12 protein-coding genes are annotated in these 13,261 nt (G+C 72.4%); 3 read left to right on the top strand and 9 right to left on the bottom strand.

What is annotated here, in order from left to right; all coding sequences use genetic code 11:
• Positions 1 to 7: 7 nt before the first annotated feature.
• The 8 genes from AB4880_RS09625 to AB4880_RS09660 form a co-directional block, all read right to left on the bottom strand.
• A complete protein-coding gene (locus AB4880_RS09625) occupies positions 8 to 1,531 on the bottom strand; it encodes a PucR family transcriptional regulator (protein ID WP_367919001.1) in 1,524 nt (507 codons plus the stop codon).
• Between the two features lie 9 nt (positions 1,532 to 1,540).
• Positions 1,541 to 2,512, bottom strand: coding sequence for an agmatinase (gene speB / locus AB4880_RS09630; protein WP_367919002.1), 972 nt, complete (start codon positions 2,510 to 2,512; stop codon positions 1,541 to 1,543).
• On the bottom strand, positions 2,509 to 3,918 hold the full coding sequence (locus AB4880_RS09635; protein WP_367919003.1) for a purine-cytosine permease family protein: 1,410 nt from the start codon (positions 3,916 to 3,918) through the stop codon (positions 2,509 to 2,511). The genes speB and AB4880_RS09635 overlap by 4 nt, the downstream gene beginning before the upstream one ends.
• A gap of 25 nt (positions 3,919 to 3,943) precedes the next feature.
• The gene (locus AB4880_RS09640; RefSeq protein WP_367919004.1) at positions 3,944 to 5,398 is read right to left on the bottom strand and encodes an aminobutyraldehyde dehydrogenase; all 1,455 of its coding nucleotides are present in this window, start codon (positions 5,396 to 5,398) and stop codon (positions 3,944 to 3,946) included.
• Position 5,399: 1 nt separating this feature from the next.
• Positions 5,400 to 5,801 carry a gluconate 2-dehydrogenase subunit 3 family protein gene (locus AB4880_RS09645; RefSeq protein ID WP_367919005.1) on the bottom strand — a complete coding sequence of 134 codons (402 nt, stop codon included), beginning with the start codon at positions 5,799 to 5,801 and terminating at the stop codon, positions 5,400 to 5,402.
• 11 nt (positions 5,802 to 5,812) lie between these two features.
• Positions 5,813 to 7,462 (bottom strand): GMC family oxidoreductase, encoded by a 1,650-nt coding sequence (locus AB4880_RS09650; protein WP_367919006.1) that lies wholly within the window; start codon positions 7,460 to 7,462, stop codon positions 5,813 to 5,815.
• Between the two features lie 156 nt (positions 7,463 to 7,618).
• On the bottom strand, positions 7,619 to 8,062 hold the full coding sequence (locus tag AB4880_RS09655; protein ID WP_367919007.1) for a DUF5990 family protein: 444 nt from the start codon (positions 8,060 to 8,062) through the stop codon (positions 7,619 to 7,621).
• A gap of 8 nt (positions 8,063 to 8,070) precedes the next feature.
• Positions 8,071 to 8,652, bottom strand: a complete 582-nt coding sequence (locus tag AB4880_RS09660; RefSeq protein ID WP_367919008.1) for a TetR/AcrR family transcriptional regulator — start codon at positions 8,650 to 8,652, stop codon at positions 8,071 to 8,073.
• A 97-nt stretch (positions 8,653 to 8,749) separates the two neighbouring features.
• On the opposite strand from AB4880_RS09660, the gene AB4880_RS09665 reads away from it, so the two are divergent.
• Together AB4880_RS09665 and AB4880_RS09670 are read left to right on the top strand one after the other, a co-directional pair.
• Positions 8,750 to 10,429 (top strand): 3-ketosteroid-delta-1-dehydrogenase, encoded by a 1,680-nt coding sequence (locus AB4880_RS09665; RefSeq protein ID WP_367919009.1) that lies wholly within the window; start codon positions 8,750 to 8,752, stop codon positions 10,427 to 10,429.
• Positions 10,429 to 11,364: an aldo/keto reductase gene (locus AB4880_RS09670; RefSeq protein ID WP_367919010.1), complete on the top strand. Its 936-nt coding sequence runs from the start codon at positions 10,429 to 10,431 to the stop codon at positions 11,362 to 11,364. The genes AB4880_RS09665 and AB4880_RS09670 overlap by 1 nt, the downstream gene beginning before the upstream one ends.
• Before the next feature lie 136 nt (positions 11,365 to 11,500).
• Here the strand turns inward: AB4880_RS09670 and AB4880_RS09675 are convergent, their stop codons facing one another.
• Positions 11,501 to 12,172, bottom strand: a complete 672-nt coding sequence (locus tag AB4880_RS09675; protein WP_367919011.1) for a glyoxalase — start codon at positions 12,170 to 12,172, stop codon at positions 11,501 to 11,503.
• 344 nt (positions 12,173 to 12,516) lie between these two features.
• On the opposite strand from AB4880_RS09675, the gene AB4880_RS09680 reads away from it, so the two are divergent.
• Entirely contained in the window at positions 12,517 to 13,257 is a 741-nt protein-coding gene (locus AB4880_RS09680) for a DUF4241 domain-containing protein (protein ID WP_367919012.1), read from the top strand.
• The last annotated feature ends 4 nt before the right edge of the window (positions 13,258 to 13,261 follow it).

Raw genomic sequence — 13,261 nt, forward strand, 5'->3', positions numbered from 1 at the left:
CTGAGCATCAGCCGCGCGGCTCCCGCGGCGGCCCGCTCAGCAGCGTGTGCGCCTGCAACGCCAGCCACAGCTGGGCGATGTCGGCGGTGTCGTTGACGTCGAAGCCGGTGATCTGCTCGACCTTGCGGATCCGGTAGAGCACCGTCTGCCGGTGCACGTGCAGCGCGTCGGCGGTCTTCTGCCACGAGCGCTGGTGGGCGAAGAAGACCTCCAGCGTGTGCAGCAGCCCGGCGTTGTGCACCTGGTCGTGCTCGACCAGCGGCCCGAGCACGCGGGTCGCGAGGGCGCCGGCGTCGTCGAGGGCGGCGATGCCGAGGATGGGGGTCGCGTCGCCGTAGCGGAAGGTCCGCGTCGGCACGTCGGCCGCGGCGCGCATCGCCCAGGCGGCCTCGCGGACCGCCTCGGGCACGCGGTCGAGCGTCGCGACCGGGCCGCTGATGCCGACGGTCGCCGCGTCGCCCAGGTGCGCGCGCAGGACGGCGAGCACCTCGGGCCGCTCGACGCACAGCACGTAGAGCAGCCCGGACCGGTGGACGACGAGGTGGCGGATGTCGTTGCGCCACAGCGCGACGTGGAGGTCGCGGAGCCGCTCGAGGTCGTCGGAGGAGATCGCGAAGAGCGTCGTCTCGGAGATGTCGAGGCCGAGCGACTGCAGCTGTCGGCGGCCGGCGCGCGGGTCGACCTGTCCCTCGATCAGCTGCGCGAGCAGCTCGGAGCCGAGCCGGCGGTCCTGCTCGACGCGCATCAGCGACTGCGCGAGCTCGAGCGCGATCACCGTGACCGCGTGCTGCACCAGGATCGCGTCGAGGACGTGGTGCGGCTCCGACACCAGCGCCAGGACGGCGGCCGGCTGGGTCGGCACGTCGACCAGGCGCAGCTCGCGCCCGTCCGCCAGCGGTACGGCGAACGCACCGGCCCGCAGCTGACGCGCGCCGCCGGCGCCGCCCCGCAGCGCGTCGGTGAGGACGTCGTCGAAGCGCGGGTCGTGCGGATACCACGGCTCACTCGACTCGCGGTGGCACACGTGCACCGCGCAGCCCAGCTGCTGGGAGAGGTCCCGCGAGAGCAGCGAGCTGTCGACCTCGAGGCTGACCATCCGCTGCAGGGTCCGGTAGATCCGCTCGGTGCGGATCAGCCGGTCCGACTGCTCGAGCAGGTTGGCAGCGGCGACCGCCTGCGAGATCGCCACGAACGGCATCGGGTAGGCGATGATCAGCACGCTCAGCCCGAGCTCCTCGCTGGCGGCGGCGAGCTCGGGCGTCAGTGGCGGGCAGTACATCCGCTCGCCGATCGCGAGGGCGCTGGCCCCGGCGTCGACCAGCTGCGCGACGAGCGCGGCCTGGTCCGCGCCGGACGACGGGAAGGACATCCCGTTGGTCATCAGCAGCTCGCCGCCGGTCAGCCACCGCCACGGCTCGGGGAGGTCGGAGGTGTGCGTCCACGACACCGCGCGGTCGACTCCGCCCGCACCGGAGTGCAGGCGGAGCCGAAGGTGCGGCATCTCGAGCAGATCCCGCACCGTGATCGCCATGTGCGAAGACTACGCGGGCGACTGCGCGGGCGCGTTCTTGCTCATCAGCGTCACCAGGTCGAAGGCGACGGTCGCCGCGGCGACGCAGGTGACCTCCGCGTGGTCGTAGTCGGGCGCGGTCTCGACGACGTCCGCGCCGATGATGTTGAGCCCGTCCAGTCGGCGCAGCACGTGCAGCAGCTCGCGGCTGTTGAGGCCGCCCATCTCGGGCGTCCCGGTGCCGGGCGCGAACGCCGGGTCGAGCACGTCGATGTCGATCGAGACGTAGACCGGCGCGTCGCCGACCCGCTGCCGGATCGCGTCGGCCGCGCCCTCGATGCCGAGGAAGTCGAGGTCGCCGGCGCGGATGATCCGGAAGCCGAACTTGGCGTCGTCGACCAGGTCCATCCGGTCGTAGATCGGGCCGCGGATGCCCACGTGGATGGACTTGTCCTCGGCGAGCAGGCCCTCCTCGAAGGCCCGGCGGAAGACGGTGCCGTGGGTGATCGGCGCCTTGAAGTAGGTGTCCCACGTGTCGAGGTGCGCGTCGAAGTGGACCAGCGCGATCGGCCCGTGCTGGCGGTGCGCGGCGCGCAGCATCGGCAGCGCGACGGTGTGGTCGCCGCCGAGGGTCACGATCCGCCGTCCGTCGGTGCCGAGGACGTCGCGGGCCATGTCCTCGATCTGCTCCATCGCCTCCTCGATGTTGTACGGCGTGCACGGCACGTCGCCGGCGTCGACGACCTGGATCTCCTCCAGCGGCGCGGTGTCGAGCTCGACGTGGAAGCGCGGCCGCAGGTGGCGAGAGGCCTGTCGGATGCCCATCGGGCCGAAGCGGGCGCCGGGCCGGTACGACGTACCGCCGTCGAAGGGGACGCCGAGGATCGCGACGTCGTAGTCGGGCACCGACTCGATCAACGGGATCCGCGCGAAGGTGCCGAGGCCGGCGTATCGCGGGATCTTCGTCGCCTCGAGGGCGCCGATCGGCTGGTGCTTGCTCATGCGGAGATCTCCGTTTCAGGGGTGAGGACGTGGGCCGCGGGCCGGCGCCAGAGGCGGAGCAGGCCGAGGTAGATGAAGCCGGTCGCGATGCTGCCGACGATCCAGGAGGTGTCGACGCCGCCGGTGTCCTTGGCGATCGCCCCGACGTAGAGCGTGGTCGACATGAAGGGGATCTGGACGATGCAGCCGAGGACGTAGCTGAGGAGCGCGGGGCCGTTGACGGCGCCGTAGCCGCTGTTCGGGTCGCTGAACGAGTTCGGGTCGTAGTCGCCCTTGTGGACCAGGTAGTAGTCGACCAGGTTGATGATGCTCCACGGCACCAGCAGGTAGGCGAGCACCAGGATGAAGTTGGTGTACTCGGCCATGAAGTTGTCCGTGACGGTCGTGGAGGCGACGAACACGGCGATCGCGAGGGTCACGGCGACCAGGTGGCGGGCCGAGGAGCGGGGCGCCCAGTTCAGCCGGAAGGTCTGCAGGCAGGTCAGCACGCACAGCGACGAGCCGTACATGTTGATCACGCCGGCGTCGATCGCGCCGAGGAAGAACGCGAGCATCACGAAGACGAACACCGGGTGCGGCATGATGTTGTCGAGGTCGGCCAGCACGCCGTTCGCGCCCAGTCCGGCGACCAGGAAGGCGCCGACCGTCATCGAGCCGATGACACCGAGCACGGTGCCGGCGTAGGTGTACCAGAACGCCGAGCGGGTGGTGGTGTTCGAGGGCAGGTAGCGCGAGTAGTCGGAGACGTACGGCGCGTACGACAGCTGCCAGACGCCCACGACGGAGGCCATCCCGAGGAAGCCGGCCCAGTTGAACGCGCCGCCCGCGGAGGCCAGGCTCACGCCGCCGTCGGCGGCCTTCATGCCGGTGTAGACGAGCGTGAGCAGCAGCGCCAGGCCCGACAGCCAGACCATGATCCGGTTGAAGCGGAGGATCAGCTGGTAGCCGACCACGACGGCGAACAGGGTCACCGCGGTGCTCAGCAGCAGGCCGGTGGTGTGGCCGAGCCCGGTCAGCACCGCGCCCAGCGTCTGCTGGGCCAGCACCATCAGCGACACGATCCAGCCGACGTAGATCAGGACCACGATCACGGTCAGCGGCACCGAGCCGAACATCCCGAACTGGGCGCGGGCCTGGATCATCTGCGGCACGCCGAGCTGGGAGCCCTGCGCGGAGTGCAGCGCCATGAACACCGCGCCGACGACGCTGCCGCAGACGATCGCGAGGATCGTCGAGCCGACGTCGAGACCGAAGACGGTCGGTCCGAGGAAGCCGGTGACGACGGCCAGCGGGATGATCTGGACGGTGAACCAGAAGGAGAAGAGGTGCTGGACCTTGCCGGTGCGCTGATCCTCCGGCACCGGCTGGATGGTCAGGCCCTCGACGAGAGTGTTTTCGTTCGACATGGGACGGTTCCTTCGTTGCTGAGGGTCACCCGTGATTGACCATGACGTGCTTGGTGCGGGAGTAGTCGTCGAGCGCGTAGGCCGACAGGTCGCGGCCGTAGCCGGAGGCCTTGAAGCCGCCCCACGGCATCTCGGTGGCGAAGGACAGGTGGTCGTTGACCCACACCGTCCCGAAGTCGAGCCGGCCGGGCAGGGCGGCGGCCCGGCGGGCGTTCCCGGTCCAGACCGACGCCGCGAGTCCGTACGCCGTGTCGTTGGCCGCCGCGACGGCAGCCTCCTCGTCGGCGAACGTCTCGACCGTGACGACCGGGCCGAAGATCTCCTGGCGCACGCACTCCGCGTCGGCCGGGATGTCGACCAGGACGGTGGGGGAGACGAAGAACCCGCTTCGGTCGGGGGCTCCGCCGCCGGCCGCGGCGCGCACGCCCTCGGCGTACGCGCGCTCGAGGAAGCCCACGACGCTGTCGCGGTGGGCCTCGGAGACGAGCGGGCCCATCTCGACGGCCTCACCCTCGACCGGGTCGCCGACGACGAGCGCCTCGGCGCGGGCGACGAGTCGCTCCACGAGGGCGTCGTGGACGGACTCCTCGACGAGCACCCGGCAGGCGGCGCCGCAGTCCTGGCCGGAGTTGCCGAAGCCGGCGAACGCGATGCCGTCGGCGACGGCGTCCAGGTCGGCGTCGGCGAAGACGATGACCGGCGCCTTGCCGCCGAGCTCGAGGTGCACCCGCTTGAGCGAGTCGGACGCGGCGCGCGCGACGGCCTGGCCGCTGCGGACGCTGCCGGTGACCGAGACCAGCGCGACGTCGGGGTGGGTCGCGAGCGCCTCGCCGACCACGGGTCCCTCGCCCAGGATGATGTTGAGGACGCCCGGCGGGACGACGTCCGCGAGCAGCTCGGCGAGCCGGATCGTGGTGAGCGGCGTCTGCTCCGACGGCTTGAGCACGCAGGTGTTGCCGGCGGCGAGGATCGGGCCGATCTTCCAGGCGGCGGTGAGCAGCGGGTAGTTCCACGGCGTGATCGCGGCGACGACGCCGACCGGCTCGCGCACGATCATCGACGTCTTGCCGGCCAGGTAGTCGCCGGCGGCCAGGCTCTGCTGGGCGCGCACCGCGCCGGCCATGAACCGCAGCGTGTCGACGGTGCCGGCGACGTCCTCACGGGCCAGGGCCAGCGGCTTGCCGGCGTTGGCCGACTCCAGGCGGGCCAGCTCGTCGCCGTTCTCCTCGACGACGCCCGCCGCCCGGAGCAGGACGTCGGCCCGCTCGGCCGGGGTGGTCCGGCGCCAGGCGGCGAAGGCGGTGGTCGCGACGGCGACGGCCTGGTCGACGTCCTCGGCGGTGCCGTTGGTGGCCCGGGCGATCACGGCGCCGGTCGCCGGGTTCACGACCGGGTGGGTCGAGGTGCCGGAGCCGGCGACGCTGCGGCCGCCGACCATGTGCAGGAGCAGGGGAGCGTTGCTCGCAGGAAGTGCCGACATGTCACACGCCCCGGATCTCGAAGTCGCGCTCGGCGACGACCTCGAGCAGATCGACGTAGCTGTCGATCTCGTCGGTGACATTGCGCGGCGCGGCGGCGTACGGCCGGCCCGCCAAGCCCGCGGGGGTGGTCAGGTAGGCGCCCGCGGTGAGCACGGTCAGCGCCTCGAGCAGGTGCGGCTCGTCGGCGGCGAGCGCGTCGAGGGCGGACTCCAGGTCGCCGGCGGCGGCGCACCGGTCGAGTGCGTCGGCGAGCGGGGACGCGAGGTCGGGGCGATGGGTCAGGGCCCAGTCCAGGCGCTCCGGGACGCCGGCGGCGGTGGCCGACGGCTGCGTGCCGGCACCCGGGATGAGGACGTCGGCGACGGCCGCGAAGGTCGCCCGCTGGTCGGTGGTGAGGCTCATCATGCGCTCCTTCAGCCCGCGAACTGCTGGTCGCTGCGGTGGTCGGCGAGGTGGCGCATCGCGCGGAGGGCGACGGCCATGATGGTCGCGGTGGGGTTCATGCCGGTCGACGTCACGAAGACGCTGCCGTCGATCACGAACAGGTTGGGGACGTCGTGCGCCCGGCCCCACTGGTCGACGACGGACGTCGACGGGTCGTCGCCCATCCGTGCCGTGCCGAGCAGGTGCCAGCCGCTCTCGCGGACCACCGGGATCGGGTCGACGTGGATCGCGCCGGCGGCCTGGTGCGCCTCGACCGCGCGGGCGACGTTGAAGTCGATCATCCGCTGCGTGTTCTCGCTGATCGTGTAGCGGATCCGCGGCGCCGGGATGCCGTCGGCGTCGGTGAGCGTCGGGTCGAGGACGACCTCGTTGTGCTCCTCGGGCAGGTCCTCGGTGGTGATGCCCCACTCGGAGGTGTGTCCGAAGGTGTTCTGCAGCCGGTCGTGGAAGGCCGGGCCGAAGGCGGTCCGCCAGTCCTGGCCGGGCTCCCACAGCGTGTTGCGCAGCGGGCCGCCGGTCGGCATCAGGTTCCACTTCGCGCCGCGGATGAAGCCGCGCGACGGGTCGGACTCGTAGAAGTGCAGCGACTGCAGCGCCTGGCCGGCCGGGCCGAGCCAGGTCTCCATCTCCTCCTCGTAGGTGCCGTAGACCGACGCGTACGGGTGGACCATCAGCCGCTTGCCGACCAGGCCCGAGGAGTTCGCGAGGCCGTTCGGGAAGAGGGACGACGTCGAGTTGAGCAGCAGGCGCGGGGTGCCGACGCCGTTCGCGGCGAGGACGGTCACGCCCGCCGCCTGGTGCCGGACGACGCCGTCCCGGTCGACGTACTCGGCGCCGGTGACGAGGCCCTGGGCGTCGACGGTCAGCCGGCGGACCCGGGCGCCGGTGATGAGGCGGGCGCCCTTGTCGATGGCGTCGCGCCAGTGGGTCAGGTCGGTGCTCGCCTTGGCGCCGGTCGGGCAGCCCGACTCGCACGCGCCGAAGCGCTGGCAGGCGGGGCGGTTGCGGAAGTTCTTCGACGCGATCGCGTTGGGCGCCGGCCACCAGTGCCAGCCGAGCTTGTCCATGCCCTTGGCGGCGGCGAGGCCGTACTTGCCGAGCGGCAGTGGCGGGTTGGGGAAGGTGTGCGGGTCCGGGTAGGCCGGGTCGCCCTCGAGGCCGGACGCGCCGATGTGGGCGGTGACCTCGTCGTAGAAGGGCGCCAGGTCGGCGTAGGTGAACGGCCAGTCGTCGGCGACGCCGTCGAGCGTGCGGACCTTGAAGTCCGACGGCATCGCGCGCACCCAGTGGCCGGAGAACATGATCGTCGAGCCGCCGACGCCGTTGAACATGAGCGGCTCGATCGGGGTCTCGCTGGTGTCGACCGGATAGTCGGCCGCGCCCTGGCGCACGTTGGGCGCCGGGTTCCACTGCTTGAGCTTGGTGAGCTCCCACTCCGGCTTGTTGCCGGTGAAGTCGTCCGGGATGTTCCAGTCGCCCTGCTCGAGGCAGACCACGCGGAACCCGCGGCCGGCCAGCTCGAGGGCGGCCACGCCGCCCGAGGCCCCGGCTCCGACGATGAGGACGTCGGCCGGCCGGCCGTCGTCCGGCCGCTGCTCCTGCTGCTCGTGCACGCTCACGGCGTTCCCCCCTGTGCCCTGGATCACGTTGACCTCGTCAGCATGCATCCGGGCCGGGGTGGCGCGCGCCGGTCCATCCGCCACAACCGCGGCGGGGCGCGTTGAGCAATCGCACAACGGTGTCGGACGATCGCCGTCCGCGGGGTGCCGGGCGGGTCAGGCGGGGCGGAGCTGGAGCGCCGGGGGCGCGAGCCGGGCGCAGCGGGGGCCGCCGCGGTCGTCGGTGAGATGGACGGCGGCCACGATCCGGGTCGGCGCGCCGGGGACGGCGAGCAGGTCGTCGAGCATCAGCTTGGCCCGCCGGAACATGTGGAACCCGCCGTCCGGGTCGACGTCGCCCCAGGTCAGGTAGACGAAGCGGGCGCCGCGGCGGCCCTGCACGGCCGGGCCCCGGAAGTCGACGGCGCCGTCGGCGAGCTCGCGTCGTCGTACGGTGAGCGACCACTGGGCCGCGTCGGTGTCACCCGGCACCAGCTCGGCCGGCTCGCGGCCGACCTGGATCCCGACGTGGACGTTGCCGTGCGGCGCGTCGGCGGGGCACCACGTGCGACCGGGCAGGTGGTGGCCGTGGATCTCGAGCGCGATCTCGGTCTCGGCCATCGCCGGCCTCAGGCCGCGTCAGTGGCGTCGAGCAGCAGCCGACGCCCGGCGCGGACGATGCCCTCGCGCAGGTCGTCGTCGCCGATGTCGGCGCAGCGCGGGTCGAGCAGCGGCCCGAGCAGCCCCGACAGGAAGACCGACACCAGGAGTCGGTCGGACGTCGACGGCGTGGGGCCGGAGAGCAGCGTCTGCAGCCCGTCGAAGAGCTCCTCGTGGGTGGGGTCGTTGCGGACGTGGTCGGCGACGCCGGCGTCCTGCATGAGCACCGACCAGACCAGGCGGTGCTGCACGGCCTGGTTGGCGAGGCCGATGATCGTGGCCTCGATCCGGCCGCGCGGATCCTGGTGGGCGCCGGCGGTGCGGACGATCTGGCGCAGCGCGTCGAGCGCCGGCGCGAGGACGGCGGCCACGACGTCGTCCTTGGTCGGGAAGTGGTGGTAGACGGCCGCCTTCGTGATGCCCGCGGCCTCGGCGATCTGCTGCAGCGAGGTGCCGGAGACGCCCTGGACGGCGAACAGCCCGGTCGCCGCGGTCAGGATGCCGGCGCGACCGGGACGGCTCCCGCGTTCCCGCACAACGGCACTTGTCATGCCCGCATCATCGCCCATCGTTCATGCTCGTGATTCCCCTGCCAGCAAGCTTAGAATAACTAGCCGAACGGCTAGTTATCTCCGAAGGGAAGATCCCATGTCCGACACCACCGTCGATCTCCTCGTCATCGGCTCGGGCACCGGCCTCGCCGCCGCGCTCAGCGCCCGCGAGCAGGGCCTCGACGTCCTCGTCGTCGAGAAGACCGAGTACGTCGGTGGCTCGACCGCCCGCTCCGGCGGCGCCTTCTGGATCCCCGCCAACCCGGCGCTCACCGCCGCCGGCTCGACCGACACCCTCGAGCGCGGCGAGACCTACCTCGAGGCCGTCGTCGGCGACAGCGCCCCGAAGGCGCGCTGGCAGGCCTTCCTCGAGCACGGCCCCGAGACCATCTCCATGCTGCAGCGCACCACCGGCCTCAAACTGATGTGGGCCCGCGGCTACTCCGACTACCACCCCGAGCTCCCCGGCGGCGACGCCGAGGGCCGCAGCATCGAGAGCCGGCCGTTCAACGCGTCGGTGCTGGGCAAGTCGCGCAAGCTGCTCCGGCCCGGCGTCGTCGAGGCGCCCGTCCCGATGCCGGTCACCGGCGCCGACTACAAGTGGATGAACCTGGTCGCCCGGGTCCCGCGCCGCGGCGTCCCGCTCATCATGCGCCGCGCGGCCCAGGGCATCGGCGGCAAGCTGATCGGCCGCCACTACCTGGCCGGCGGCCAGGCGCTCGCGGCCGGCCTGTTCGCCGGCGCGCTGCGTGCCGGCATCCCGATCTGGCGCGAGACCTCGCTCGTCGAGCTGGTCACCGAGGGCGACCGCGTCGTCGGCGCCGTCGTCGAGCGCAACGGCGCGCGGGAGACCGTTCTCGCCCGGAAGGGCGTCGTCCTCGCGGCGGGCGGCTTCGACCACGACATGGACATGCGCCACCGCTACCAGGCCGAGTTCCTCCAGGAGTGGAGCCTCGGCAACACCGGCAACACCGGCGACGCGATCAAGCTCGCCGCCGGCCTCGGCGCCGACCTCGACCTGATGGACCAGACCTGGTGGTTCCCGGCCGTCGCGCCGCTGCCCGGCGGCTCGCCGCAGGTGCTGCTCGCCGAGCGCTCGCTGCCCGGCTCGATCATCGTCGACGGCAGCGGTCGCCGGTTCATCAACGAGTCGACCGACTACATGACCTTCGGCCAGACCGTGCTCGCCAAGGACCGCGCGGGCACGCCGGTCGGCGACATGTGGCTGCTCTTCGACCAGGCCTACCGCAATAGCTACGTCCTCGCGGGCTCGCTGTTCCCGCGGATGGCGATCCCGCAGGAGTGGTACGACGCCGGCATCGCGCACAAGGCGTCGTCCGCCGCCGCGCTGGCCGCCGCCACCGGCCTGCCCGAGGCCGAGCTGACCGCGACCCTGACCCGCTTCAACGCGCTCGCGGCGTCCGGCATCGACGACGACTTCGGCCGCGGCAAGAGCGCCTACGACCGCTACTACGGCGACCCGACGGTCAGCCCCAACCCCAACCTGCGCCCGCTCGACAGCGGCGACCTGTACGCCGTCAAGGTCGTCCTCAGCGACCTCGGCACCTGCGGCGGCATCAAGTCCGACGAGCTCGGCCGCCCGCTGCGCGCCGACGGGACCCCGATCGAGGGTCTCTACGCGATCGGCAACACGGCGGCCAACGTCTTCGGGCGCAGCTATCCGGGCGCCGGCGCGACCATCGGCCAGGGCCTGGTGTTCGGCCACATCGTCGCGCGGCACGCCGCCGGCGCGAAGGCCGCGGCGGGCGTCGCCTGATGCGGACGCGTGCGCTGGGCGCCGGCGGCCCCGAGCTGTCGGTCGTCGGTCTGGGCGGCAACAACTTCGGCATGAAGCTCGACGCCGAGCAGACCCGCGAGGTCGTCGCCGCCGCGCTCGACGAGGGGATCACCCACTTCGACACCGCCGAGATGTACGGCGGCGGGAAGTCGGAGGAGTTCCTCGGCGCGGCCCTCGGGGCACGTCGCGACCAGGCCGTCATCGCGACCAAGTACCTCCCGCGCCCCGACGGCGAGGAGTTCGCCCCGGGCGCCCTCGCCCGCCGGATCCGGGAGGCCGCCGAGGGCAGCCTGCGCCGGCTCGGCACCGACCGGATCGACGTCTACTACCAGCACTATCCCGACGCCGAGGCGCCCGTCGAGGAGGTCGTGGAGACCCTCGACGAGCTGGTGCGGGCGGGCAAGGTGCTGCACGTGGCGACGTCCAATGTCGACGCCGCCCAGATCGTCGATCAGAACGCCGCCGCCCGCTCGCGCGGGCTGGCGACCTTCACCGGCGTCCAGATCGAGTGGAACCTGCTGGCCCGCGCGGTCGAGGAGTCGATCGTGCCGGCCGCGCGCGCCGAGTCGATGGGCGTCGTGCCGTACTTCCCGCTCGCGTCGGGCCTGCTCACCGGCAAGTACGCCGCCGGCCGGCCCTTCCCGGACGGCTCGCGGCTCGCGACGATGCCCTACTTCGCGGCGGTCGCGACCGACGCCAACTTCGCCGCCGTCGAGCGGCTCGCCAAGGTCGCGGCCGACCGCGGACGGGACCTGGTCTCGCTCGCCTTCGGCTGGCTGCTCGCCCAGGACGGCGTCACGTCGGTCATCGCCGGCGCGACCATGCCCGCGCAGGTGGCCGCCAACGCCGCCGCGGCCGCGTGGCAGCTCGACGCCGACGACCTGGCCGCGGTCGAGGCGGCGCTGGCCTCCTAGGGGCTGGTCCCCGTCTCACCCGGCAATACTGCTCCGATTTCGCCGATTCGACAGCAGATCTGCCGGGTGCGACCGGGGGTGCCGACGCAGTCGAGCGCGGCGAGTACGCCTAGCGCCGCTGGCTCGGCGCGGACGATCAGTCGCTGCTCGAGCTGATCGACTCCGCGCTCGACGAGGTCGTCTCCGACGACTGGCGCTGACCCTCCGGCTCCCACGGGAAGCCGTCCGGGTCGGTGGCCGCGGTGGCGCCGCCGACGATGGTGAGGCGGTGCGACCCGCTGCCCTCCATGGGGACGCCGGCGTCCTTGGCGAGCGCCTTGCGGCTGAGCAGCGCGAGCGTGACGCGGCCGGTGCCGGCGGTGAACTCGACGTACTTCTTGCCGAAGCTCTTGCCCACGCCGAAGCCGCGGTCGACATAGAACTGCTTGCTGGCGGCGACGTCCGCCGCGCCGATCAGCAGCGCGATGCTCTCGAACGAGCGACTCACCGGGCCGGTGTTCTTCTTCGACGAGCTGGCGACCTTCCAGATCGCGCCGTCGGGCGCGCGCAGCACGCCGCCGTAGCCCCAGAAGGACTTACTCACCGGCTTGATCATCGTCGCGCCCGCGGCCAGCGCGGACTCGGCCAGCGCGTCGACGTCCGCCGGCTGGGCCATGACGAAGGAGACGTGGAAGCCGCGGAACCCTTCGGACGGCGTGCTGCCGGCGCGGAAGTCGAGCGGGAGGTCGGGGCCGAAGGCCTCGGTGTAGAAGGTGCGGGCGGCGGCCGGGTCGGCCACCTCGAGGACGAGGGTGTTGATGTTGCTCATGTCTTGACCGTAGGCCGGGTGGGTGGGTCGGGACTTCTTGATTCCTGACGGGTTGGTGTGCCGGGGTTGGTGTGCCGGGCTGGTCGGGCGGGAGTCGTGTGCCTGAGAACGCCTGTGGGCGGGTTCTCAGGCACACGACTCTGCTGGCGGCGGTGTGTCGCGGGGTTGGTCGGCCGCCCACGTCGCCGACCCGTCACAAACTGGCTCGCGAAACGCGCTGACCCGGCGGAAACTTCTGCCGGGTCGATCATCGGCGCGGATTGCATCGATCAGGTTCACCGGATCCCCGCCGATCACCTCTCTGCGCCATGACGCACCCCGCCTTGCCTCGCTAGCGTGAATCCATGACCAGGCTCCCGGACGCCAAGGTCCGCCGGGCGCGGCGGGGGCGGTGGTGGCATCGCCGCGCCGCCTGGCTGTACGACGGCCTCTGCGCCGGCGAGCTCACCGACCACCGCGAGCACGCGGGCGAGGGGCCGATGCCGGTCACCCTGCACCCGCTGGGGCGGATGGTGTTCCCGTTCGGGCAGCTGGTGCTGGCCGATCCCTACCTGATCGGCGCGCACCCGCGACCGATGGCGCAGACCCTGCGCGTCACGCCGTACGACGTCGTGGCCGCCGACGTCGAGATCAGTCTCGGCCACCATCGCACCGCCGCGGCGCTCCTGGTCAGCGGCGACGGACCGGTGGTCTCGTGGGAGCCGGCGGGGTTCGCGGGCGCCAAGCCGGGGCTGCGCTGGGACTCCTACCTCGGGTACGGCGTCGACAGCGGCGCCGGCTGCTTCGTGGGGATGCCGTCGGCGAAGCGGATCGGGCCGGTGCTGGAGGCCGACGACGGGCGGCTGCAGGACCGGCTGTCGCAGGCGCTCTTCGGCGAGGAGGAGCCGGTGGGCGGCGTCCTGGTCGAGGTGGTGGCGGGGATGCCGCTCGCGGCGTTCCCGTCCGGCTGGGGGGACGGCTGCTATCCGACCTGGCTCGGGCGCGACGCGTCCGGCGAGGTCGCGGTCGTGGTCACCGACTTTCTGGTCGTGACCGACCCCTACCTCGCACGCCGTGGCGCGCGGGGCAGGGGTCGTGCGGCGTGAGGCG

It is taken from the genome of Nocardioides ginsengisoli (genome assembly GCF_039537225.1).
GTDB lineage: Bacteria > Actinomycetota > Actinomycetes > Propionibacteriales > Nocardioidaceae > Nocardioides > Nocardioides ginsengisoli.

Bases quoted from the DNA above. Each gene is read 5' to 3' on its own strand.
- AB4880_RS09625 (WP_367919001.1), bottom strand. From the start codon at position 1,531: ATGGCGATCACGGTGCGGGATCTGCTCGAGATGCCGCACCTTCGGCTC.
- speB (WP_367919002.1), bottom strand. From the start codon at position 2,512: ATGAGCAAGCACCAGCCGATCGGCGCCCTCGAGGCGACGAAGATCCCG.
- AB4880_RS09635 (WP_367919003.1), bottom strand. From the start codon at position 3,918: ATGTCGAACGAAAACACTCTCGTCGAGGGCCTGACCATCCAGCCGGTG.
- AB4880_RS09640 (WP_367919004.1), bottom strand. From the start codon at position 5,398: ATGTCGGCACTTCCTGCGAGCAACGCTCCCCTGCTCCTGCACATGGTC.
- AB4880_RS09645 (WP_367919005.1), bottom strand. From the start codon at position 5,801: ATGAGCCTCACCACCGACCAGCGGGCGACCTTCGCGGCCGTCGCCGAC.
- AB4880_RS09655 (WP_367919007.1), bottom strand. From the start codon at position 8,062: ATGGCCGAGACCGAGATCGCGCTCGAGATCCACGGCCACCACCTGCCC.
- AB4880_RS09660 (WP_367919008.1), bottom strand. From the start codon at position 8,652: ATGACAAGTGCCGTTGTGCGGGAACGCGGGAGCCGTCCCGGTCGCGCC.
- AB4880_RS09665 (WP_367919009.1), top strand. From the start codon at position 8,750: ATGTCCGACACCACCGTCGATCTCCTCGTCATCGGCTCGGGCACCGGC.
- AB4880_RS09670 (WP_367919010.1), top strand. From the start codon at position 10,429: ATGCGGACGCGTGCGCTGGGCGCCGGCGGCCCCGAGCTGTCGGTCGTC.
- AB4880_RS09675 (WP_367919011.1), bottom strand. From the start codon at position 12,172: ATGAGCAACATCAACACCCTCGTCCTCGAGGTGGCCGACCCGGCCGCC.
- AB4880_RS09680 (WP_367919012.1), top strand. From the start codon at position 12,517: ATGACCAGGCTCCCGGACGCCAAGGTCCGCCGGGCGCGGCGGGGGCGG.